The sequence below is a fragment of the Shewanella abyssi genome (genome assembly GCF_023284025.1).
GTDB classification, from domain to species: Bacteria; Pseudomonadota; Gammaproteobacteria; order Enterobacterales; family Shewanellaceae; genus Shewanella; species Shewanella abyssi.
In genome coordinates this window covers 21,418-43,100 of sequence record NZ_JAKIKR010000044.1, presented here as the reverse complement: position 1 = coordinate 43,100, position 21,683 = coordinate 21,418, and the positions used below count along the sequence as shown (strand labels likewise).

Here is a 21,683-nt window from a genome sequence, read left to right as displayed (position 1 = left end):
ATATTTATATAGCTTAGTTGCCCGAATAGCTCAGTCGGTAGAGCAGAGGATTGAAAATCCTCGTGTCCCTGGTTCGATTCCGGGTTCGGGCACCAACATTTTATAATGAGTTTTTCTGTGTAAAGAGATAACTTGTTAGCAAGATAAGCCGGCATAGCTCAGTTGGTAGAGCAACTGACTTGTAATCAGTAGGTCCCGAGTTCGACTCTTGGTGCCGGCACCATACAAACAAAAAAGCCACTCAATAGAGTGGCTTTTTTGTATCTGAAATTTTTTAACTTTCGCTCTATCCAAATCCCCCAAATCAGCATACTTACTACCAGATATCTCACCACCAGCCTCAACATGGGTTTTTTCTATACATATAAAACAGCTAAATTATGCTTTATCGTGATTAATTCGTTTATACGGCTATTTGTTAGCCTGTTATCGAAAAAAGCACTTGCGTGATGTAGAGCCTCGCTATAATATACGCGCACTCCAAACGACACTGGCTTTCACAGCTTAGTTTGAAGTAGCAAATCTAACGCTTATATTTATATATAGCTTAGTTGCCCGAATAGCTCAGTCGGTAGAGCAGAGGATTGAAAATCCTCGTGTCCCTGGTTCGATTCCGGGTTCGGGCACCAACATTTTATAATGAGTTTTTCTGTGTAAAGAGATAACTTATTAGCAAGATCAGCCGGCATAGCTCAGTTGGTAGAGCAACTGACTTGTAATCAGTAGGTCCCGAGTTCGACTCTTGGTGCCGGCACCATAAAAACAAAAAAGCCACTCATTAGAGTGGCTTTTTTGTATCTGAAGAATAGCTAATCAACTGATAACGGCGCTAGTGGTTATTAACTGCCTTAACCCTTAATTCTGCCTAATATCCTCATTACAGCTTGAGCAGAGGTGCGCAAGCTTCTCCCTGCTATGCCTTCCCTTGAATTGATTAAGTTGGAATTGATCCAGCTGGAGTTCATTAATTTGGAATTCTGAAGTAATACCAATTACATTAAGTAGTTGTTCATTCAGCGGGAAGGAGTTCAAAAAATAATGCTGTGCGGCTTTTCCTTTAACTGTAGAAAACATACTGCAATAGCTTGAGTGTGAAATTGCTACTCCGACTTTACAGGTGATAAAAAAGGGAGCCTATGGCTCCCTTCGTTAGAACAATGCAAATTTACTTACCAGCTGCGCATCTTATGACCTTTAAGCGCATAGAACAGGATAAAGAGATAACAAGGCAAACATACCCAATAAGCTAGTTGAGTATTCTCAGCAAAGTGAGCGACCTTACCAAATATCAATGGCAGGATGGCACCGCCTGAGATCCCCATGATCAACAATGCAGAACCTTGCGCGGTATACTTACCTAAACCTTCAAGTGCTAACGGCCAGATAGATGGCCACACTAAAGCGTGAGCAAGTCCCATCATAGCCACAAAAGTAATAGTATTAGGAATAACCGGGATCCCACTCCAGCCCCATAACACATCTGCAATAAGTGTGCTTTCTGCAGAGCTAGTTGTAGCGCCAATGACACACAATATTCCGGCAATAGCCGAACCCAATAGCGCTTTCTCCTGACTAATGAATCGCGGTATACACGTCACACCAATAATGTAACCCAGCACCATAAAGACCATGGTGTAAGAGGTTAACGAGGCAAAGTTATTCACCCCCAAACTTGCACCAAACAAACCTATAGTATCACCAGCGATCACCTCTACACCCACATAAGCAAAAAGAGCTAAAGCACCTAATATGACTTGCGGAAAATGAGTAATACTGCCTTTGCTTTGATGATCAGCAGCTTCTTCAAATACTAATTCAGGTAGTGATGAAAACTTAACTAAACCAATTAGAAAGGTCAGCGCCACAGCCATATAAATATAGGGAGTAACCAGTCTTGATGACAGTTCTTTGATTTGAGCCGTTCGCTCAACTTCAGTTAATGCCGCTAAATGTTCTGCGGTAAAGTTCTCAAAACCAGATAACACCAATGCAGTGAACAAAATCGGCACTATGACGCCAGCGCCTTTGTTAATCAATCCCATGATACTAATGCGCATCGCTGCACTTTCTTTAGGACCAATATGCACAACATAAGGGTTAGAAGCGGTTTGTAAGATAGTTAATCCGGTACCTAATACAAACAGCGCGCCTAAAAATAGCATAAAGTTGGCACTCTGCGCAGCAGGAATAAACAGCAGTGAACCGACCACCATAATGGCTAAACCAATAGCCATACCATTTTTATAACCGGTTTTTTTCAGTATCGATGACATAGGTAATGCCATCACGGTGTAGGCGATGTAGAACGCAAACGTGACAAACAACGCCTGAAATTCATTAAGCTCACAGATGATTTTTAGGAAGGGGATCAAAGAGCCGTTAAGCCATGTCACAAATCCGAAGATAAAAAAGAGCACACCTATAATGGTCATAGGCAGAAAACTGCTCTTAGGGCTGACCTGCGCCTGAGTCATTGCTGTCATGTATTTAAACCTGCTTCTTATAGTAATTAATTTTATGATAACAGACTGACCTGCTACCCCATCCTTCATTATATTGACTTGCTAACAACAGATTTAAATCTGTTTTTATCATCTATACCCAAGCCTTTTGTTTCATTGATGTTAAAACATTGCGACCAAAAAGACAACGCTGTCATTTGTATCGTTAAGCTATTTATATTTGTAGAGCGACATTGCACTATCAGTGAGGCAATTCACATACGTTGTGCATCGTAATGACACTGCCTTAAACTTTAATGAAAATAGCGCGTTTGTACATCCAATAGAGCACTTGCCATTGCACCAGCAAAACGCTATCACAGCGATAAAGCTTTGAGCTGAAACAGGAAACCATTTGATAACCCAGCTAAATAGGCTATCTGCTGTGTACTGCCAGTTGACAATGCGAGTCGCTAAATAGATCACAATGGCGTTACAGCCACGTAGTACATCAAGCGAATTAATCCTAGATAACAAAAAGCCTCAGTAGCATGTGCTACAGAGGCTTAACAGTTAGGCAACCAATCACTTTTACTGGTTAGAGTAAATCAACTGCCCCGCCATGAAGGTTTGCTGCACTTTAAGCTGGTCGTTCATCACCACCATGTCTGCACATTTCCCGACTGCCAATGTACCAAACTGGTTACTTATACCAAGGAACTCAGCTGGATATATTGAAGCCATTCTTAACGCTTCATCAATAGAGAGGCCTAACATTGAAACTGTATTTGCCACAGCGCCAGCCATATCGAGCACACAGCCAGCAAGTTCGCCAGTAACCGCATTTAACCTATCACCGACACGCACCACTTGGGTACCAAACAACTCAAAGCTCACCTCTTCATCAAGCCCTACTGGTGGCATAGCATCGGTAACCAGCATGACTTTTCCTTGGGGCTTAGCATTTATTGCCACTTTGGCTGCTGCAGGGTGTACATGATGGCCATCAACAATAAGCCCGCACCATGCATCAGCACTCTCTAGTGCTGCGCCAACCATACCAGGATTACGCGAACCAAAAGCTGACATCGCATTAAACAAGTGGGTAAAGCCTGTGGCACCTGCATCTAACGCCGCTTTGACCGTATCATAGTCGGCATTAGAGTGGCCTAAACACACCTTTACATCAGCGTTAACCAATGCAGTAATGACATCTGCAGAGACAGTTTCAGGCGCTAGCGTAACCACTTTAATCCCTAAATCTTGGCGGCTAAAAACCTCAAGCTCGGCATCGGAAATGCGCCTAATATGCGGTTGAGGGTGCACCCCCTTTTTAGGTATCGATAGATGCGGACCTTCAAAATGTACCCCGAGAACGCCGGCACTACGATGGTTAATCGCATCCGCCACCGCATCTGCAGCTTGCTGCATCACACTGATGTTATCGGTAATTAATGTTGGCAGATATGCAGTGGTACCAAATTTGGCATGGGCAACACCAATAGCCTCTACCCCTGCCCTTGTCGGTGATGAATTAAACAATACTCCACCACCGCCATTAACTTGTACATCAATAAAGCCAGCAGTAATGGTACCGCCAAGACGGGACTCTTTTGCTCCTTTTGCAGTATCAAAAGCAACAATATGCCCGTCTTCAAAGGTAACGGGTAGGTCATGATGAAACTGCTGACCATCAAAAATACGGTCTGCTATTATTGTTTGCTTCATTTGCAACTCACTCTAAATATTGACGGTACACTCAACGTAATGAAACTAGCTTATTTTGCCTTTTTTCTAGCATACTGTTGCTGTGCATAAAATGCTGCGCCCCATTCAGGAGGTTTTAATGTCGGGGATATTCTTGCAGTAACATCATCACCCAACCATGGCGCTAACGGTTCAGCCAGCCCGCCAATCATTGAAAAACGTGGCGGCTCTATCGCAAAAAGCTTTCTTGCTAGCTCGCTTATATATCCTGCACCTTCGCGTACTATATCTTGTGCGACACCATCTTTAAGCTCGGCCGACTCAAACACCATACGCGCTAATTTTGCATAAGTGCTTGAAGATTGCCCCGCCAAGTTCTCGACAATCCCCATCGCATGATTAACATTGAAATGGGTAAATAAACATGCAGTCAGTATTGTTTTTTCGCCGAAACCATCCAAGTCTAATAGTGCTTGTTCACTGGCTTTTTGCCCAAGCCAAGCGCCACTGCCTTTATCACCTAAACCAAAACCATGGCCGCCTAAGGAAAGCTCTTTACCTGCAACATGAGCGTAGCCACAAGACCCAGTTCCAGTGATGATCACCGCACCATCACCACCTTCGTGTGCGCCGATACACGCTGTATGCAGATCTGTGGTTAGATACATGCAAGCAAATGGGTGCTGCCAGTTCATCACATCTTGGAACAATCTCGATACGTTAACGCCAGCTAAGCCCATTCCCGCAACCAAACGCTTACTGTCTGTACTTTTCAGCCCTGCATCCGCTAATGCAAGTTGAGTTGACTCTTCAATAGATTGGAATGTTTGTGCTAAACCATGCAAGGGGTTTGCACGTCCCGCGACACCAGTGCCCACAATGCTGAAATCGCCTGTATATATTGTTGCTCGACATTTACTGCCGCCACCATCAATGCCTATATACAAGGATGCTTCTTTCGCCTGGCCTATGCCCATGACAAACCTCTTTATCGTTCAATATTTAGTGTTGAGCTTCACACAGCTCTTTACTAACAAAGCCACTAGGTTAACTGCATGTTACAACAACAATGACAGCGTTGTCATTTACTTTTTTAGATCACGATTAAAAATATGAAAAATGCGGGCACACCTTGTAGCAACCGCATTTCAGCAGAGTAAATACTTACACAGGCAAAAAAAACCGCTAACAATTGTGTTACTTAACCTTTAGAGTTCGGCCTTTTCGTACACCATCAGCTGCAATTGCTCGTACCTCAACCTCACCTTCTACGGTGATCCCCGCTTGATAGGCTTGCCACTTACCACCATTATCCCGATACTCTATCAATAGCCCTGGGTAGATTAGATTTGCGTATAACTTCCCCTCCACTATTACTGCGCCAACAGTGGGCACACGATAAGCAATATTCGCCTTATCCAGTTTTATCAGTTCTTTATGCCCTAAGGTATTCGCAATTGCCTGCCACTCTAGCGACTGTTGCAGGCGCATTTCTCGTGTAAAAAATCCGCTCTGTTGATTGTAAATAGCACCTTGGTATTGATATGGCACTTCCCAGCTAGGCTGGTGCCAAGCTCTCTCCGCCAGCATGATCACCCGTGGGAACATTAAATACTCCGCGACTGCGTCACTGCGAACTGTTTCGCTCCATAACTGCCCTTGAATACCACTAAACTTGGCAGCCTTAGATAATGGTTCGCTTAAGATCTTGCCACTCTCATCACGCTTTATAGTATCGTCCGCTTCGAACGGTAACCCCTCGATATCGAGCCACTGCTCGGCATTGGCAGGTAAATTTCCGGTCATGAAACTGTGAACCCGCTGAGTATTATTTTGTCTGCTCCCCCAGTAGTAACCTGGCTCTTTTGGATCGGCTTCGTAGGGGAAATCAAAGTAAAGCACTTCGGGCTGACTGAGTACGACTTGCCAATCAAGATTCGCTTGCTGATGTACTCGCTTATGACCGCCATGGGCGACGATATCCCAAACATTAGACTGGACGTTCTTCGGCATGTTTTCAGGGCGAGTATGACTCATGCCGTCACTCCATCCTGCAGCCTTAATCCCTTTATCTGCTAACATTCTTGAGGTGCGCTCTACAAAGTACGCTCCAAGCTCACTGACATTTGTAACGCCTTTATCATTGTTGGCAATAAACGCCGTACACATTGGCGACTCAAGCCACGCACCCGCTGTCTCATCAGCACCTATGTGATACAGCGACAGTGGCACACCTGCAGTTTTGTGCAAATTGGCAATCTCATCAATCACTTTATTTATAAAATCAAAGGTCGACTCCATACAAACATTGAGGGTGTTATCGTCATAATACTGTACCGATGAATAAACCGTTTTATCGTCGCTGTCTGACAATAGGTATTGCTGTGCTTCTGCCGTTAATCCCGCTTTAACCAGTTTTCGATAGCGAGCTTCCATTGATTTTATCGCCGCGCGTGAGTGACCAGGCATATCCATAGATGGAATAACTTGAATTTGGCGAGCCGCGGCGTATTGCAAGAGCTCAATATAATCGGCTTTAGAGTAATAGCCGTTAACCTTTACATCACTAAAGGGTCCACTGCCCAGTTGAGGCAGTAAGCAGTTATCCTCATTTAGATCGTGGCAGCGCTTACTGCCAATATCCGTCAATTCAGGCAGGCCTTCAATCTCTAAACGCCAACCCTCATCGTCAGCCATATGTAGGTGCAACTTGTTTAACTTATAGGCCGCCATTTGATCTAGCAGATCGAGGATCAACTTTTTACTGTGGAAGTTTCGAGATACATCAACATGCATGCCACGAAAAGCATAACGGGGTGAGTCTTCCACCAGCATAGCGTTAACAGTTAATGTGTCGACATCGACCAATGATATTAATGAAGCTAACCCGTAAGAAAATCCAGCATCATCACCTGCATATATAGTGATCTGCTGTTGCTTGATATCCAATTGATAACTGCCAGCGCTGCCTTTAATTGGCATTGGTAGAAGCTTAATCGAAACTCCATCTGCAGTATCAAGCACACCGAGACGTGCTAAGCGAGCAACTGCAGCCTCCACTGATTTGGGTGCAACATCATTGTAAGTCAGTTTTATCCCCTGCTTTAAAGAGACTGGCTTATCGGCGCTACGAACTTCTACATTACTTGGCGTGGGTAGAATACGGTTTTCAGCAAGCTTGGGATTCGATTGAGTCGCTTTGTTGTTACGATACAGAACACTCGTAGTGGCCCAATCAAGGGTATCGGTCTCCGAACGTGTAAATTGTTTCTTGGCGTCAGTAAAGTCGCTGACATAGGGGCGGGTTTCCATGCCAGTTTCCGCATCGATTTGCACCTTGGTACTGTCAATTAAAACAGGCGCTAGCTCATTAGCAACGATATAGTAGTTCGGCATAGCGTCAGTTTCGGCTAACTGCCAATTATCGCCTCTAAACTGAATCGTTTTAGTGTCACCTTTAGCCACACCTTTAAAGCCAATTGAAGGCACTATTTTATGTAGATCGCCTTTAACCCGCAAAATAGTAAATTCATCGCCGACGATGGATTGAATCGGTCGCATCTGCGAAAAGTAAATAGCCCAGTCTTTGCTTTGGATACCTATAGGGAAAGTAAGGTCAATCTCGGCAACAAAACAGCTGCCACCAGCGGCATCTTTGTCACATTGTTCATCTGCAACATTGGTTAGCACATGATAATTAACCGCCAGTGATTTACCGATAGTATCGAGTTGCTGTTGGGTCAATGCCTCGGGAGAAGTACTGCTAAGGTCACTAGCAACTATTGTTTCAACATCCTGTTGAGTACATGCGCTCACCGCCAGTACTAGGCTTACAGCCACTACAATCAATCTTTTTCTCATTACTTTCCTTATTTCCATAGTCTATTTTATAGGTGGAACGATTTTACCAAGTCTCGCAATTTCTCCCCCTGGTGAAATAACCGATCACTTGATATAGCAAGGTTTTCACTGTCTAACGATGCTGAACCAGACACTGCAACTAACTCATCCAAGCTGTTAGATATTGCTGCTGTGACCTCTGTCTGCTCCTTAGCTGCACTGGCGACATCTAGGTTCATATTACTGATATTAGATACAATTTCAGTCACGTTACCTAGTAGAATTTTTATCTCTTTAGAGTGAGATACAGCATCATTAGACAAGCTTTGACTAGAGCGCATCGTCGACACGGTTTCTGTCACGCGCTGCTGCACCAATTGGATCATCTTTTGGATCTCGCCGGTGGCTTGCTGAGTACGACTGGCCAAAGTTCTGACTTCATCGGCAACTACGGCAAAACCACGCCCCTGCTCTCCCGCTCTAGCGGCTTCAATAGCAGCGTTTAATGCCAATAAATTTGTTTGCTCTGCAATGGAATTAATCACCACCACAACTTCATCAATCTGTTGCGTCTCTTTTTGTAACTGCTCTACTGAAGTTGCTGATAACGCAAGTTCACTCGCTAGCCGATCTGTAAGTACGAATCCTGCATCAAACTGTGATTGGCTATGCTCAACTTCTTTATCCGCTTTCGACGCCTCATCTGCTGTAGCTTTAGCGCTACTTGCCACTTCATTAGCACTACCGCTAAGCTGAGTGATCGCAGTGACTGCCGCTTCAGCATCAACCAATTGCGATTGCAGCCGCTGATTATTAGTATTTGAAAGCGTATCAAGTGCGGTAGCATCAGCTAAAATTTGTTCAGATGTTTCACTGACCTTGGTAATAGTACCGTGGATCTGGGCTATAAATTGGTTAAAAGCCAAACCTAATCGGCCGATCTCATCTTTACTCTCTGCCGGTAATTTCCGGCTTAAATCACCATCGCCAGTGGCTATTTCATTCATTGCATTGACAACATGCCCCAGCGGCACAATAACGAGCACTCTAAGGATGAAAAAGATAACCACTAAGCTTAACCCCAATATAAGCAACGCCATGAAGATGTAAGTCTTCACTAACTCATTCATCGCCGAATTTATTGGCAACGCTGAGAAGCTAATTTGTAGTTGACCAGTGTCATTGCCATTATTTTTAAACTGCAATGCATGGGCAGATAACTCAGGGCGATCAACAAAAAAGGTCTGAGTTGTTTCAGCCAAGGTTTGGCCTCTATGATCTTGCACAGAGATGGAGTAAATTTGATTCGATTTAAGTAGCGTAGATAACACGGCATTGATCTGCTCAAAATCATAGTTAAACACGGGTTGTGTCAAAGTCACTTCTAGATTTGCTAAGGTATTTGTCTGATAATCATAGAACTGCTGCTGCAACTTAGATTTTTCCAACAAGTAGGCGCTGCTAAATAGCACGCCAATAACAATAAAAAGTGCTGAAGCTAAGCCCATTTGAACCTTAACGGATAGAGATTTCATGCTTGAATTTAGCATCAGTTTGCTCCTTCTATATTAAACAGATCCAACCAAAGCTCAGGCCGGGCAATTGGCGTTAAGGGACTTAAACCTGGTGTATTTAAACGAATGATGACCCGCTGGTCGAAGTTTGCTTTTGCGTATAGAGCTTCGATCGCTAAATGTTGATTGAATAACTGACTAAAACTGCCGTCTGCAATCATAAGCTCCAGCCCTTTTAACAGGTCGGCAGCCAAATCAGGGTGCTGTGGTGAAACAAAGAAGTAGGCTGGTGAGCGGTATTGCAATAGCACTCGATTGTCGACTTTTAAGTTCGGGTTTGGATGCTTAGCTAACTCCCCCCAGATCTCTTGCGCCCCAAGTGCTAGATAGTCGAATCGTTCGCCCTCAAGCATCGGGTACAAGTTTTTATATTTATAAGTGGTTACTATTGGCAATGAGGCGGCTTTAATAATGTCAGCATCTGGCCAGTAGTGATTTTGGCCTGCTGTAAAGCTGCTGAAATCAGACTTGTTGCTTACCGAGTTGAATTGAGGCTGAGACTGCTTGCGAATGATCAGTAAACGATTACCCAGTAGACCTTTAAATATTGGGATACGAATAGGAAGTAGCGCTGATTCAAGTTCTGCTGAAGTCATGCTCCAAAAGATGTCGATATTGCCAGCAAGAGACTCTTCAACTTTACGTTTTTGATTCATCTCAGTGGTCACAATCTTTGTTCGGTACTCCTTGTCCGTGCGTTTAAGCGCGTGCTCCATCAGCGTAAGCTGCCAGCTTTTAGGGATCGTAGTTACCACTTCGCGCGCAACAGCATTGCCAGTCATCATAAAAACTGACGTAGCAACCATTAGCGCGATTAACACTGTCTTTTTCATATTATTCACTCCATTGAAGACCTAACGGAGGAGCTGTTATCAGCTTCGCATACGTTAGGTAGAGCTATTATTTTTATGATTTAACCCACTTTCGAGATCCAGCCTCTTAAGAAAAAATGGCCAAGTACTGGTTAAGTACTCGGCCTACATTAGTTTCTGGGGAGAGACTATAAAAAAACAAACATCTTCGTTTGTTAAAAAACACGAATTAGGAGACCTCATCCCATCCATGCAGACCTTACAAACGACGTGTCACACAAGCAGATGACAACGCTGTCATTCACAAACATACACAAGAGAGAACAAGATATCTACATTTTTATGACAATTATTTTCGTCCTTATAGATGATACAAAATGCCAAAAATCGATAGCGCCTTTTGCTTGGCAGCTTTCACGACAATACTGGCAGTTTAAACTAATGACAACGCTGTCCAAAATGAGTAACATCTTGGACACATCTAAGTGGCATTTCAGATGTTCACGAATTTGCGAAGTGTTTTTGACCAGCCGCTTTTTAATAGGGATCTGTCAGTAAAGTAAAAACAAAAACAAAAACAAAAATATTACTAAAATTAAGGAATTTAAAATGGAAGCTAAATACGTCGCTTTAAATAATAACGAACATAAAGATGTTCGTATAAAAGACGTTCAAAATTTTGAAGAGTTTAGCAAGGAGCATATGGCGCCTTTGATGGTGCAAGAGTTCATGCCGGCTGCCGCTTCTTTTCCCATCATTTTCACCAAGGATCCCAATTCAAACGTTTTTAAAGCGGTCGCTTTATTTGCATTGAAACCTGAGACAAACCAATTTGTAAAACAAGGCAAGTGGACTGCTCGTTATGTCCCTATGGTGTTAAGAGGGCAACCTTTTATTGCTAGAGAGAATGAACAGCAAAGCGTAATGATCGGTTTTAACAGCAATTCAGCCCTTGTTAATACCACTGAAGGCCACCGTCTGTTCGATGATAATGGCGAACAGACGGATTATCTAAAACAACAAGTCTCTTTCATGGGAAAGCTTGCTGAATGTCATCATATCACTGCACATTTTATCAAACAGTTAACAGACAACGAACTGTTACAGCAAAAAGTACTCACCATTAAGGGCACTGACGGCAAAGATCATAAAATTCAAGGTATCTATACCGTTGATGAAGAACGTCTTAAAAACCTTGCGGATGACAAGTTATTAATGTTTGCTAAGCAAGGTGTTTTCGGTCCTATCTACGCTCACCTATCCTCTCTAGGCCAGGTTGATTTACTCATGAAGTAACCAGGTACGCTAGCTGTTCTAGGGTGTTTTTAGACTGTGTTTTATGGGAGTGTTTGTGAAAAAGAAACCAAGAAGCATCGTCATTGTCGGTGGCGGTACCGCTGGCTGGATGGCAGCAAACAGTTTACTGACTTCATGGGGAGATAAGGTCAACATCACTCTCGTTGAATCCGAAGATATTGGCATAATTGGTGTTGGTGAAGGCTCTACACCCTATTTAAAACAATACTTTACTAGCCTAGGCATTGCTGAATCAGAATGGATGCCTGCTTGCGATGCAACCTATAAAGCAGGCATCAGCTTTCCCGACTGGTCAACTCAAGCAGGATACGAAAGCTATTTCCACCCCTTTTTTTCAGAATTAGATCTAAAGCCAGCAGAGCTGTTCTTTCATAATAGTGGCTTACGGCGAAGAGGAAAAGAGGTTGACGCCCTACCTGATCATTACTTTGTATCATCACAGCTGATTGCTTTAAATCGGTCTCCAGTGCCTAAAATTACCCTGCCATTTGATGTCGATTACGGCTACCACTTTGACTCCGCGAAGTTAGGCCGGTTTTTAAAGGCCCGTGCCCTTAAGCTTGGGCTTACCCATGTCATTGGTCACGTTGAAAGTGTAGAAACATCAATTAGCGGCCATATAACATCTGTAAATATTGGATCTCAACCGTCCCGTAGTGCTGACTTTTTCATCGACTGCAGCGGTTTTGCTGGGCTACTTGTCAATAAAACCTTAGGGCTCACATTCAACAGTTACAAAGAGTCCCTCTTTAATGATGCAGCAGTCGCTATGCCAACACCGTTAGACTTGGGCGGCGAGATCCCTGCCCAAACGGTTTCAAGGGCACTGACTAATGGCTGGTCGTGGAAAATCCCATTAACCTCTAGATGGGGCAATGGCTATGTATTTAGTTCTGACTTTATTAGTCCCGATAACGCCGAAACTGAATTGCGTGCTCAACTGGGATTATTAGACGCTGATATCGAAGCTAGGCACTTAAAAATGCGTATTGGACGCCTAAACGAACATTGGCACAAAAACTGTTTAGCCGTCGGGCTGTCACAGGGGTTTATCGAACCACTAGAAGCCACCGCATTAATGCTAATCCAATTTACAATTGAGCGTTTTATTAGCAGTTTTGATGATGAGTCAAAGTCTATTGAATCGACTCAAATAGCTTACAACAAAGACTTAAACAGAACCTTCGATGGCGTCAGAGACTATGTGGTTGCTCACTATAAGTTAAATACCCGCACTGACAGTCGTTATTGGCAAGCTTGTCGAGAAGATGCAATAACACCTGACTCATTAGCAAACTTGATTGCAACCTGGGATAGCGGCGGTGACTTCGAAAAGGCACTTAAGCAACAACAAGACAATCTGGTATACCTGCGACCCTCTTGGTACTGCATTTTTTCAGGAATGGGACGCTTCCCCTCCAATACAATCAAAGATCCTCAATCAGTGCCTGCATTGAAAGCAAAGGAGTATTGCTACAAGATCGCCAATGAATACTTTTTGAACCATAAGGCGCAACTAGATAAGGTTTATCTGAGGTGAATCTACAATAAACAAGCACAATGGTAGCCAATAAATGCGCTTGCTTTATAAGCTCAGTGTAATAAGCGCAGAGTTAGCGGTTATAGATAACCTTCAGTTGCTCTTTGTGCTCAACAAATCCTTCAGCCTTCGCAAGAGATGCTTCTTTAGCCCTGTGGTGATTACGCTTAGCCGCTCTAACAGCAGGTTTACTTGCTTCTTCAAAATGATCCATACCCGCTAATATGCAATACCAAGATGTTTTAAAGTAAACTTGATTATGTATGTTATCTCGTAATACTTGGTCAAAATTAGTGTTACTAATCCAGCCGTCCAAGATAGCCTTGAGTTCCTTAGATTGATTTATGTTACTTCTACAATCTTTCCAATACTGCGAATCTTCACGGCTATTCAATTTATAGTGCGCTTGTAAATAATCCCGTGTTCCATCAATGAGTGAATTAATATCCTGATTAAATTCCTGTTGATACTCCCGTGTAAAGCCTGATTTTTCATACAGTTCAACAAAGTTCTCAATGCTTCTCTGAATAATGTTCAACATAGGTGCTTCAAGTGGTTCTAGGAAGCCCTGAGATAGTCCAATCGCGATGCAGTTATTCTTCCAATGATGAGTGATTCGCCCAGGTGTCCAATTTAGGTGCAGCGCCTTAACTCCGTCAGCTTTGGCACCTAAATGTTGCCTTAACTCCTGCTCTGCCTCTTCGGGCGAAAGATAATCTGCACTATATACATAGCCATTACCAAATCGGTTTGCTAAAGGTATATGCCACACCCAACCATTGCTAAGTGCTTTTGAAACCGTTTCTGAGGGAAGCGCCTCTGAACAATCGATTGCCGTTGGGATCGCCACCGCACTATTATTAAATAGCTGCGATTGGTAGCTGACCATCTCCTCACCTAAGGCTTGTTGGATTAGTAATCCTTTAAACCCTGAGCAATCGACAAAGAGGTCTGCGGTCAATTCTCCCGCATTAACCGCAATGACACTGCTAATGTCTCCATTGGCATCTAAGCGGACGTCTGAGACTTTATCATCTATATGCCTCACTCCCCTTTGTATCCCCTTCTGCTTTAGAAACTCCCCTAATAGTCCTGCATCAAAGTGGTATCCATAATCTAAGCGTTGCAGGCTATCTGATTTGGCAATAGGAGAGCGGCACTGATCAGCCAGTTTAGCAGTAACAAAGAAATCATCGGGGTGTGCATCAACCTCCATCCCCTCTCGGCGAAAGTTGGCATTGGCAAAGAATAGTGGCACTTGAGGGCTATCGATATGCGAGTAGAAAGGATGGAAGTAGCTGGTTTTATTAGCGTTTGAAACCCAATCAGGAAAGCGAATACCACACTTATACGTTGCATTAGCCGCTTGCATCCACTCTGACTCTTGAATGCCTAACCGGTCAAAAAAGCCTTGAAAAAAAGGCGTGGTGCCTTCGCCAACCCCCACTGTACCTATGGCCTGCGACTCGATTAACGTTATAGTGCAATTTAACTTCGCCCATTGATGAGACATTAAATTTGCTGCCATCCAACCCGCTGTTCCACCGCCGACAATGACGATATGATTTGGGGGAGTATTCATATTTTTCGCTCCATAAAATTACGCTATAACATCTAGATTAATACCACTGTTTTTGTATTCTAATCACTAATTACTAACCTATAAAAAGAAAAGAAAAAGCCAGTCAACTGACTGGCTTCTATTACGTTTTATCTAACAATCATCACTCAAGCTTGGCTTACAGGCGGAAGCTTGCACCAAGGTAGTAACGACGGCCGTTTGAGCTTTGCGTGCCCCCTAGACGAGCACCATCAGAATCTCGCTCGTAGTAGTTTTCCCAAATTTCATTGGTAATGTTTAGCGCTTCAAACGTTAGGGTAATGTTCTCTGTCGCATTCCAACTTAGCTGCGCATCCACTTGCTGCTGCTCATCACGGTATTGATTACCGATCTCAGTTTTAGCCATGAAATATTCACTACGGTAGTTATAGTTAACGCGAGCGCTAAACAGATCGTCCTCGTAGTAAGCACCTAAGTTATATGAATTCTTAGAACTATTTGGTAATTCAACAAAACTATCTTGTGTTGCAGCTACCACGCTTCCATCAGGATTGGTAATCAATACAGCTTCAGTCACTTTTGCATCGGCTACATCTGTGTAGGTGTAGTTTACATAACCACCAAAACCATTATCAAATGCGTGTTGCATCTGGAATTCCAGGCCGTCAATTGACGTATTCCCGCCATTAACAGGTGTTCTTAGTTGGTTAATCTGTTCGCCTTCAATTTCAGCAGAAACAGTCGTGGTATAGATGAAATTGCTAATATCTTTCTTAAATGCTGTTAGACCAAGTATAGACTCAGGAGTAAAGTACCACTCCGCACCCAACTCATATTGAGCTGCTGTTAACGGCTCTAAGAATGGGTTACCGGCAGAACCAGAACTCGTCTCAGGTGTTAAGTTAACCGCTGGCGCTAACTGGAATGGAGCAGGACGCGTTAACGCTCGGCTTGCTGCGGCGCGTAAAATAACATCTGATGACAAGTCATAAGCGATGTTAATACTTGGCAACCATTCAGAATAATCACTTTCATATTTAACAGGGTCGCCAGCTGCGGTGCCTTCTGAAGTCGTATCAGTTTCTACATAACGCAGGCCAACATTACCGCGTACACCTTCTACATCAAATTTAGCCATGGCGTATAACGCACTGATTTTTTCTGATACATCGAAAGACGAGCTACCTTGGAATACATTGGTATTACGACACAAATCGGTACTGCTAGCAGTACACTCATCAACCGCATAAAGCGCATCGAACATAGTGTCGCGATCAGGCATGAAATAACTTTGTGATGGCATGCTGGTATCAGCGTGATCGACATTGACCATATCGCCTGACCAGAAATCACTTGCAGGACCTAAGCTACCATCACCTGTTGGCGCTAGACCTTGAAGGTCTGTCTTCCAACGATTCTGCTCCATAGAACGGTCACGGTACTTAGCACCCACTTTAATCTCTTGTACGCCGCCAAAGTCGACATACCAAGAATAATCTAGCTGCGCATAAGTCTCTTTATCTGTGGTTTCATTTAACTGGTCGAAAATACCACCTAGCCACATTTCGTCACCAGGATTAGTTAACCATGGGCTCGCGCCGGTAAAGTCGATAGCTGGAGCTGTTCCGCCTGGGTTGGTGAAGTCAAATGCCGCACGTGGATCCGTAGCATCAACCCAAAACTCAGTGAAGAAATCACGGTTAGTTCCCTTACCTTCCGTCATACCCACTTGCCAATGTAGCTTGCCGGTATCGAGTGAGTAGTTACCATCAAAATCGATAACTTGAGTCGACATTTCAGAACCATCACGGAAGATATTATCGTACGCCATGTGGCGTGCCCAACCGGGACGATTAGGTAAACCGGTGACATCCAGTGAATCAACGATACCGTTAGTCACTGTACCTTCGTTGGTATCTTCGCCTAAGAAGGCTACACCACGAAAAGGAATACCGATAAGATTCGAGTTGACGTTATCTGCTTTCATTGTCGAACTAAGATAATGCAGTGTCATATCAAGCTCATCAGTTGGCGCCCATTGAGCAGTAACATCATATCCAACTCGCTCACGCTCTTGTTCAAACAAAGCCGAACCAATGCCCCAAGGGGTGGCACCTTTCTCGTCAGCACCTTTTGGCGGCTCCATGAGTGGGTCAATACGTTCGATTGAAGGACCAAACCAACCAAAATCTTCGGTCGTTTCGCGGCGGACTGAACGTTTTTGATATGATGCAGAAACTAACATGCCAAATGTTTCTTCTTCATTTTTCCAGCTATACAGACCTGATAGACCAGGATCCCACTCTTCAGAGAGATCGCCATATTGGCTTTCGACTGAGGCATTAAAAGTATTAGATTCTAAATCAAGGGGTTTACGAGTATGTAAAATAACGGTACCGCCTAAGGCACCTTCATCGATATCCGCTTGAGATGTTTTATACACTTCAAGTCCAGCGATCATTTCAGATGCTAGCAGCTCAAAGTTAAAGTTACGTGTCGCGTCAGAAAGAACAAACCATTGGCTTGTACCAACAGCTTGACCATTGAGTAGTGTCAAGTTTTGATCTGGCTGTACACCACGAATAGTCACACCCTGACCTTCACCAAAAGTTCTATCAATTGTTACGCCAGGGATACGAGCTAGAGTCTCAGCTACGTTTTTATCTGGAAATTTACCGATATCTTCAGCAGTAATAGCATCAACCGTACCATCAGCAAAACGCTTTTGGTTCAAGTTGGCAGCTTGTGAAGCACGAATACCGCGCACTTCAATTTTCTCTATATTTTCATCTGCAGCGGCGGTTGCATCAGCATCAGCATCAGCTGCCATGGCTGACATCGATACAGCACTTCCGAGGAGTAGTGCAATGTTTGTAGCAAGTAGAGTCTTCTTAAAAGTAGATGGTCGCATCTCGTTTCCCTTCCATAACTTATTATCTTTTTTTATATCCATAACCATTCCCCAACCGGAATGACAACGCTGTCATGTCTAGGGCAAACATTACACAATATTTAACAGCTTCGCCACAACAAAATAACTACTGCGTTAATTTTATTCATTAAAAACAACAATAGAGCAAGGCGTGGAACATTATTATTCATAAATTACAAATAGTTAAACAAGCATCAAACTTCAATCACTGCAGTGACATTTTTTTCAAAATTAGAAATAAATACAAAAAATCAGCATCAGATGATTGCTAATTAGCGTAAAAGTTCGCACTATACGGCTAAAATCGATAACAATTATTGTCGTCAAACCTCAAGATGCTAACGGTATGTTATTTGCAATAATTTGATTGCCACGCTCTCTTATTAACGAGAAATCAGTTTTATGAAAGTCACTATTAATGATGTCGCTAAACACGCAGGCGTATCGATAAAAACCGTCTCTCGCGTCACCAATAACGAGCCTTCGGTAAAACAAGCTACAATCGATAAAGTGAACGAAGCGATTAAAGCGTTAAATTACCAACCCAATCTGGCAGCAAGAAACCTTGCAGGAACAAGTTCTTACGTTATTGGCTTTATCTATGACAATCCTAATGCTTATTATATTATTGATATGCAAAACGGTATTTTGTCTGCCTGTAAAGATCTCGGCTATGAATTATTGATCCACCCGTGTGATTCTAAATCTGCGGATATTTGCGATGAGCTGGTAAAATTGGTCAAGCACAATAGATTGTCAGGCTTAGTTCTTACCCCTCCTTTATCTGAAGATCCGGTGATACTGGCCGCACTTGATAAAATTGAGGCGAGTTATGTGCGCATTATTGCAGGTGAAAAACTTGAAGATAATAATGGCCTAGCCGTTCTTGTCGATGATAAATCTGGCGCGATATCGATCACCCAGCATTTAATCGATCTCGGTCATAAACACATTGCATTTTTAAGTGGTGATGAACAACATGAATCGACTAAAGAGCGCTTAGCGGGTTTTAAACAAGCCCTTAAAGACAATAATATTGCCATCGATAATCACTTTATCATCGATGGACAGTATTCGTTTGAGTCGGGAGTGGAAGGGGCTAAAAAGCTGTTAGCCCAAACTAAAAAACCAACAGCCATTGTTGCTTGTAACGATGAAATTGCCGCTGGAGCACTGTTTGCGGCAAGACTTGAGGGAGTGGATATTCCAGCGGATATTTCGATTGTCGGCTTTGAGGATAGCCCTTTTTCACGCCAAACTTGGCCTAAGCTGACCACAGTGCACCAGCCAAACGAAAAGATTGCTCATATCGCTACAGAGCTATTAATTGCCAAGCGTCGTGCCCAAGCCCCAGATCAATCGAGAGTCTTTGTTCCAGAACCCGTCATTCGCGACTCTTCGACCTCGCCTAAAAAGTAATAGCGGTCTTTTTACATGATTTGCAAGCCAAACCATGTGAAAAGACTTCCGTTAGCTTAAACAGCTTCTTCGTTTTCTTCGCCAGTACGAATACGGATAACACGTTCAATATCAGTCACAAAGATCTTACCATCGCCAATTTTACCCGTACGTGCAGTATCAACAATCACATCTATCGCTTGATCAAGCAGTTCATCTTGAATAACCAATTCAATTTTTACTTTAGGTAAAAAGTCGACCATATATTCTGCGCCGCGATAGAGTTCTGTATGACCTTTTTGACGGCCAAAGCCTTTAACCTCAGACACCGTCATTCCGGTAATTCCAATATCAGCAAGTGACTCGCGCACATCATCTAACTTAAATGGTTTAATAATGGCTTCGACCTTTTTCATTGTAGAACTCCTAAAAACTTGCTGAATTGACTAAATTTATCGCCTTCCAGCTTAGCACGCAGCTCCAAAACTCTGAAGCCTAAAGTGATTTGGTACCGGCCTTAAAAGTAAATGCTGTCTTCTTATAACGGAACAATCTATTGAGTCAACCTAGGTTGAGCTGCTGTTATCACTATACTGGCTGAAGTTACTTATAGTCGCAGGATGCGATATAGCTTGTTCAGGGAAGATACAAAATGAATAATCACCAAACTGGCTTCACCTTGATAGAACTTATCGTCACATTAGCCATAAGTACTATATTAATGGTTATCGCGGTGCCATCATTTACGTCGTTATATGCCTACATAAGAGCAGATGTCAACATTCGAAAAATCCAACAATCTATTCAATTTGCAAGGAATCATGCTATTGCCTACGGCATGAGGGTAACCGTTTGCCCTATTGAATCTCAGCGCTGTTCAACTGATTGGCGGCAAAATATTTCAGTCTTTAGTGACTCAGGTCAAAACAACCTTATTGATGGAAATGACCAGCTACTATTCACCATTGGTCCCTTTAATTCAAATGATCATGTTCAATATAATCGAGGTGCTATTAGGTTTCAAAGTGATGGCTTAGCCTCTGGTACAAATGGTACTTTAAGTTATTGTCCAGATAGCTATGATAGTCAGCTATCTACCGCCGTTATCGTTAGTCAGTCAGGCCGTACAAGGTTTTCAACCAAGAAAGAAATCAGCTGTATTAACGAATAAGTGTATAATATCTAACTGTCAGAATTTAGTTTTATTGTCAGTAATTTGACGAGGATAAAACCAGTTTATTTGCTGTAAGTCTCTATAAACTCACATATACTGTAGCTGTTATAGCAATAGAGTATGTCGAATGAATTTTAATAAATATTATCTCAACGCTTTCACCTTAATCGAGCTAATGGTCAGTATTGCCATTGCAGCAATATTAATTGCTATCGCCGTGCCCTCTTTTACTGATTTTTACGATAACTCTCGCAGTGAAGCGGCAAGCAGTAATATTCAACAATCATTTATCACAGCAAGAAGCCATGCCATCAGCTATGGGGCCACTGTATCTTTATGCCCAGTGTCTAGCTCTTCATGTGGTACCGATTGGATCAATGGCTACGATATTTTTATCGACGTAAACTCTGACGGCACATTTGATAGCTCTGATGATCAAATAATACGCTCTATCGATGCTTTTAACAGTAATGACTTTATCAAAACAAGCCTAAGCACTATAAGCTTCTCAGCCGAAGGTATGGTGACAGGAAGCGCTGCCAGTGCCAGCTCACGCCAGTTTATCTATTGCCCTTCAAGTAAAACAAATTCAAATGCTAAAGGCATAGACGTTTCAACATCAGGAAAAATTAGTCTGTCTACAGGCTCGGTGAACTGCAGCTAGCCCCAACATACAATCACACCAACCCAGTTACCGAACTGTTTTGTAATCTAAACGTTGAGCTTTTTCAGTTGAAAAGTCTTTATCAAGAACGACACATTCAGCCACAGACTTAATATATGCTTTGTTTCCCTGCGCATTTTTCGCCGTTTGAGTCGCTGGTAATGCAGCCATCAATCGCGCTACTTTATTGATGTCCCATCGATAAAAGACTACCTGCTTGTCTATTGTAGTTTCCACATAGCATTTAAAATCTTGTTTGGTCACCTCGCCAGCTAGAGCCGAACAGGAAAAGCCGACGACAACACTAACAACCATTATCCATTTCATCACCAACACTCCGTAGGAGTCTTAGCCCCTGTTTCAGTAATTTCCAAAACTTTACAACTCGTATCCCGAGATGCCTGTGCCCCTTGGGCAGTCGCTTTTAATATAAAGCTTCCAGTGCCGACGATTGTCGCGCTGACACTGTAATAGTCACTCTCTGATATGAAAGGGTTAACAGCAAAGCCTAAATCGATCATGCTTGCGGTATAAGTGCGGTTATCTAAATAGAACTGCTCCTGCAGGTTAGCAGCATCAGTTAATACAGTGAGCCCTTCAGCCCTTACGCCTTTAGCGACGTACTCGATATAGGATGGGTATGCAATTGACGCTAAAATACCGATAATAGCGACTGTAACCATCAACTCAATCAAGGTGAAACCATTTTTCCAGCTCATCATT

Annotated in this window: 16 protein-coding genes and 4 tRNA genes; 9 read left to right on the top strand and 11 right to left on the bottom strand. The window is 43.0% G+C overall.

The genetic code is table 11. The features are described 5' to 3' along the window. The first annotated feature begins 19 nt into the window (after positions 1–19). From L2755_RS16725 to L2755_RS16710, 4 genes are all read left to right on the top strand, one after another. Positions 20–95: transfer RNA gene (locus L2755_RS16725), tRNA-Phe, on the top strand. A 52-nt stretch (positions 96–147) separates the two neighbouring features. Further along, positions 148–223: transfer RNA gene (locus L2755_RS16720), tRNA-Thr, on the top strand. A 330-nt stretch (positions 224–553) separates the two neighbouring features. Beyond that, positions 554–629, top strand: a tRNA-Phe gene (locus tag L2755_RS16715). A 52-nt stretch (positions 630–681) separates the two neighbouring features. Continuing rightward, a tRNA-Thr gene (locus L2755_RS16710) sits at positions 682–757 on the top strand. Between the two features lie 412 nt (positions 758–1,169). Here L2755_RS16710 and L2755_RS16705 read toward each other — a convergent pair. From L2755_RS16705 to L2755_RS16680, 6 genes are all read right to left on the bottom strand, one after another. Further along, on the bottom strand, positions 1,170–2,483 hold the full coding sequence (locus L2755_RS16705) for a sugar MFS transporter (RefSeq protein ID WP_248981812.1): 1,314 nt from the start codon (positions 2,481–2,483) through the stop codon (positions 1,170–1,172). A gap of 549 nt (positions 2,484–3,032) precedes the next feature. Then, on the bottom strand, positions 3,033–4,169 hold the full coding sequence (nagA, locus tag L2755_RS16700; RefSeq protein ID WP_248981811.1) for an N-acetylglucosamine-6-phosphate deacetylase: 1,137 nt from the start codon (positions 4,167–4,169) through the stop codon (positions 3,033–3,035). A 50-nt stretch (positions 4,170–4,219) separates the two neighbouring features. After that, on the bottom strand, positions 4,220–5,125 hold the full coding sequence (nagK, locus tag L2755_RS16695; protein ID WP_248981810.1) for an N-acetylglucosamine kinase: 906 nt from the start codon (positions 5,123–5,125) through the stop codon (positions 4,220–4,222). Between the two features lie 220 nt (positions 5,126–5,345). Beyond that, positions 5,346–8,009: a family 20 glycosylhydrolase gene (locus L2755_RS16690; RefSeq protein WP_248981809.1), complete on the bottom strand. Its 2,664-nt coding sequence runs from the start codon at positions 8,007–8,009 to the stop codon at positions 5,346–5,348. A gap of 26 nt (positions 8,010–8,035) precedes the next feature. Then, complete coding sequence (locus L2755_RS16685; RefSeq protein WP_346348098.1) at positions 8,036–9,523, bottom strand: methyl-accepting chemotaxis protein; 1,488 nt, start codon at positions 9,521–9,523, stop codon at positions 8,036–8,038. Positions 9,524–9,537: 14 nt separating this feature from the next. Further along, entirely contained in the window at positions 9,538–10,368 is an 831-nt protein-coding gene (locus tag L2755_RS16680; protein WP_248981815.1) for a type 2 periplasmic-binding domain-containing protein, read from the bottom strand. Positions 10,369–10,983: 615 nt separating this feature from the next. Between L2755_RS16680 and L2755_RS16675 the strand changes: the two genes are divergently transcribed. After that, positions 10,984–11,670 carry a SapC family protein gene (locus tag L2755_RS16675; RefSeq protein ID WP_248981807.1) on the top strand — a complete coding sequence of 229 codons (687 nt, stop codon included), beginning with the start codon at positions 10,984–10,986 and terminating at the stop codon, positions 11,668–11,670. 55 nt (positions 11,671–11,725) lie between these two features. Then, positions 11,726–13,231: a tryptophan halogenase family protein gene (locus tag L2755_RS16670; RefSeq protein WP_248981806.1), complete on the top strand. Its 1,506-nt coding sequence runs from the start codon at positions 11,726–11,728 to the stop codon at positions 13,229–13,231. Between the two features lie 73 nt (positions 13,232–13,304). Here the strand turns inward: L2755_RS16670 and L2755_RS16665 are convergent, their stop codons facing one another. Next, entirely contained in the window at positions 13,305–14,813 is a 1,509-nt protein-coding gene (locus L2755_RS16665; protein ID WP_248981805.1) for a tryptophan halogenase family protein, read from the bottom strand. A gap of 157 nt (positions 14,814–14,970) precedes the next feature. Continuing rightward, positions 14,971–17,745 (bottom strand): TonB-dependent receptor, encoded by a 2,775-nt coding sequence (locus L2755_RS16660; protein WP_248981804.1) that lies wholly within the window; start codon positions 17,743–17,745, stop codon positions 14,971–14,973. Between the two features lie 381 nt (positions 17,746–18,126). On the opposite strand from L2755_RS16660, the gene L2755_RS16655 reads away from it, so the two are divergent. Continuing rightward, positions 18,127–19,143: a LacI family DNA-binding transcriptional regulator gene (locus L2755_RS16655; RefSeq protein ID WP_248981803.1), complete on the top strand. Its 1,017-nt coding sequence runs from the start codon at positions 18,127–18,129 to the stop codon at positions 19,141–19,143. Positions 19,144–19,199: 56 nt separating this feature from the next. On the opposite strand, the gene L2755_RS16650 is transcribed toward L2755_RS16655, so the two are convergent. Next, positions 19,200–19,538, bottom strand: a complete 339-nt coding sequence (locus tag L2755_RS16650; protein ID WP_248981802.1) for a P-II family nitrogen regulator — start codon at positions 19,536–19,538, stop codon at positions 19,200–19,202. 236 nt (positions 19,539–19,774) lie between these two features. Here L2755_RS16650 and L2755_RS16645 point away from each other — a divergent pair, with 236 nt between their 5' ends. Then, entirely contained in the window at positions 19,775–20,293 is a 519-nt protein-coding gene (locus L2755_RS16645) for a GspH/FimT family pseudopilin (protein WP_248981801.1), read from the top strand. 130 nt (positions 20,294–20,423) lie between these two features. Next, positions 20,424–20,960 carry a GspH/FimT family pseudopilin gene (locus tag L2755_RS16640; protein WP_248981800.1) on the top strand — a complete coding sequence of 179 codons (537 nt, stop codon included), beginning with the start codon at positions 20,424–20,426 and terminating at the stop codon, positions 20,958–20,960. A gap of 27 nt (positions 20,961–20,987) precedes the next feature. Here the strand turns inward: L2755_RS16640 and L2755_RS16635 are convergent, their stop codons facing one another. Next, positions 20,988–21,287: a TapY2 family type IVa secretion system protein gene (locus L2755_RS16635; protein WP_248981814.1), complete on the bottom strand. Its 300-nt coding sequence runs from the start codon at positions 21,285–21,287 to the stop codon at positions 20,988–20,990. Next, on the bottom strand, positions 21,287–21,679 hold the full coding sequence (locus L2755_RS16630) for a type IV pilin protein (RefSeq protein WP_248981799.1): 393 nt from the start codon (positions 21,677–21,679) through the stop codon (positions 21,287–21,289). Before L2755_RS16630 ends, L2755_RS16635 begins: the two co-directional genes overlap by 1 nt. Positions 21,680–21,683: the final 4 nt, after the last annotated feature.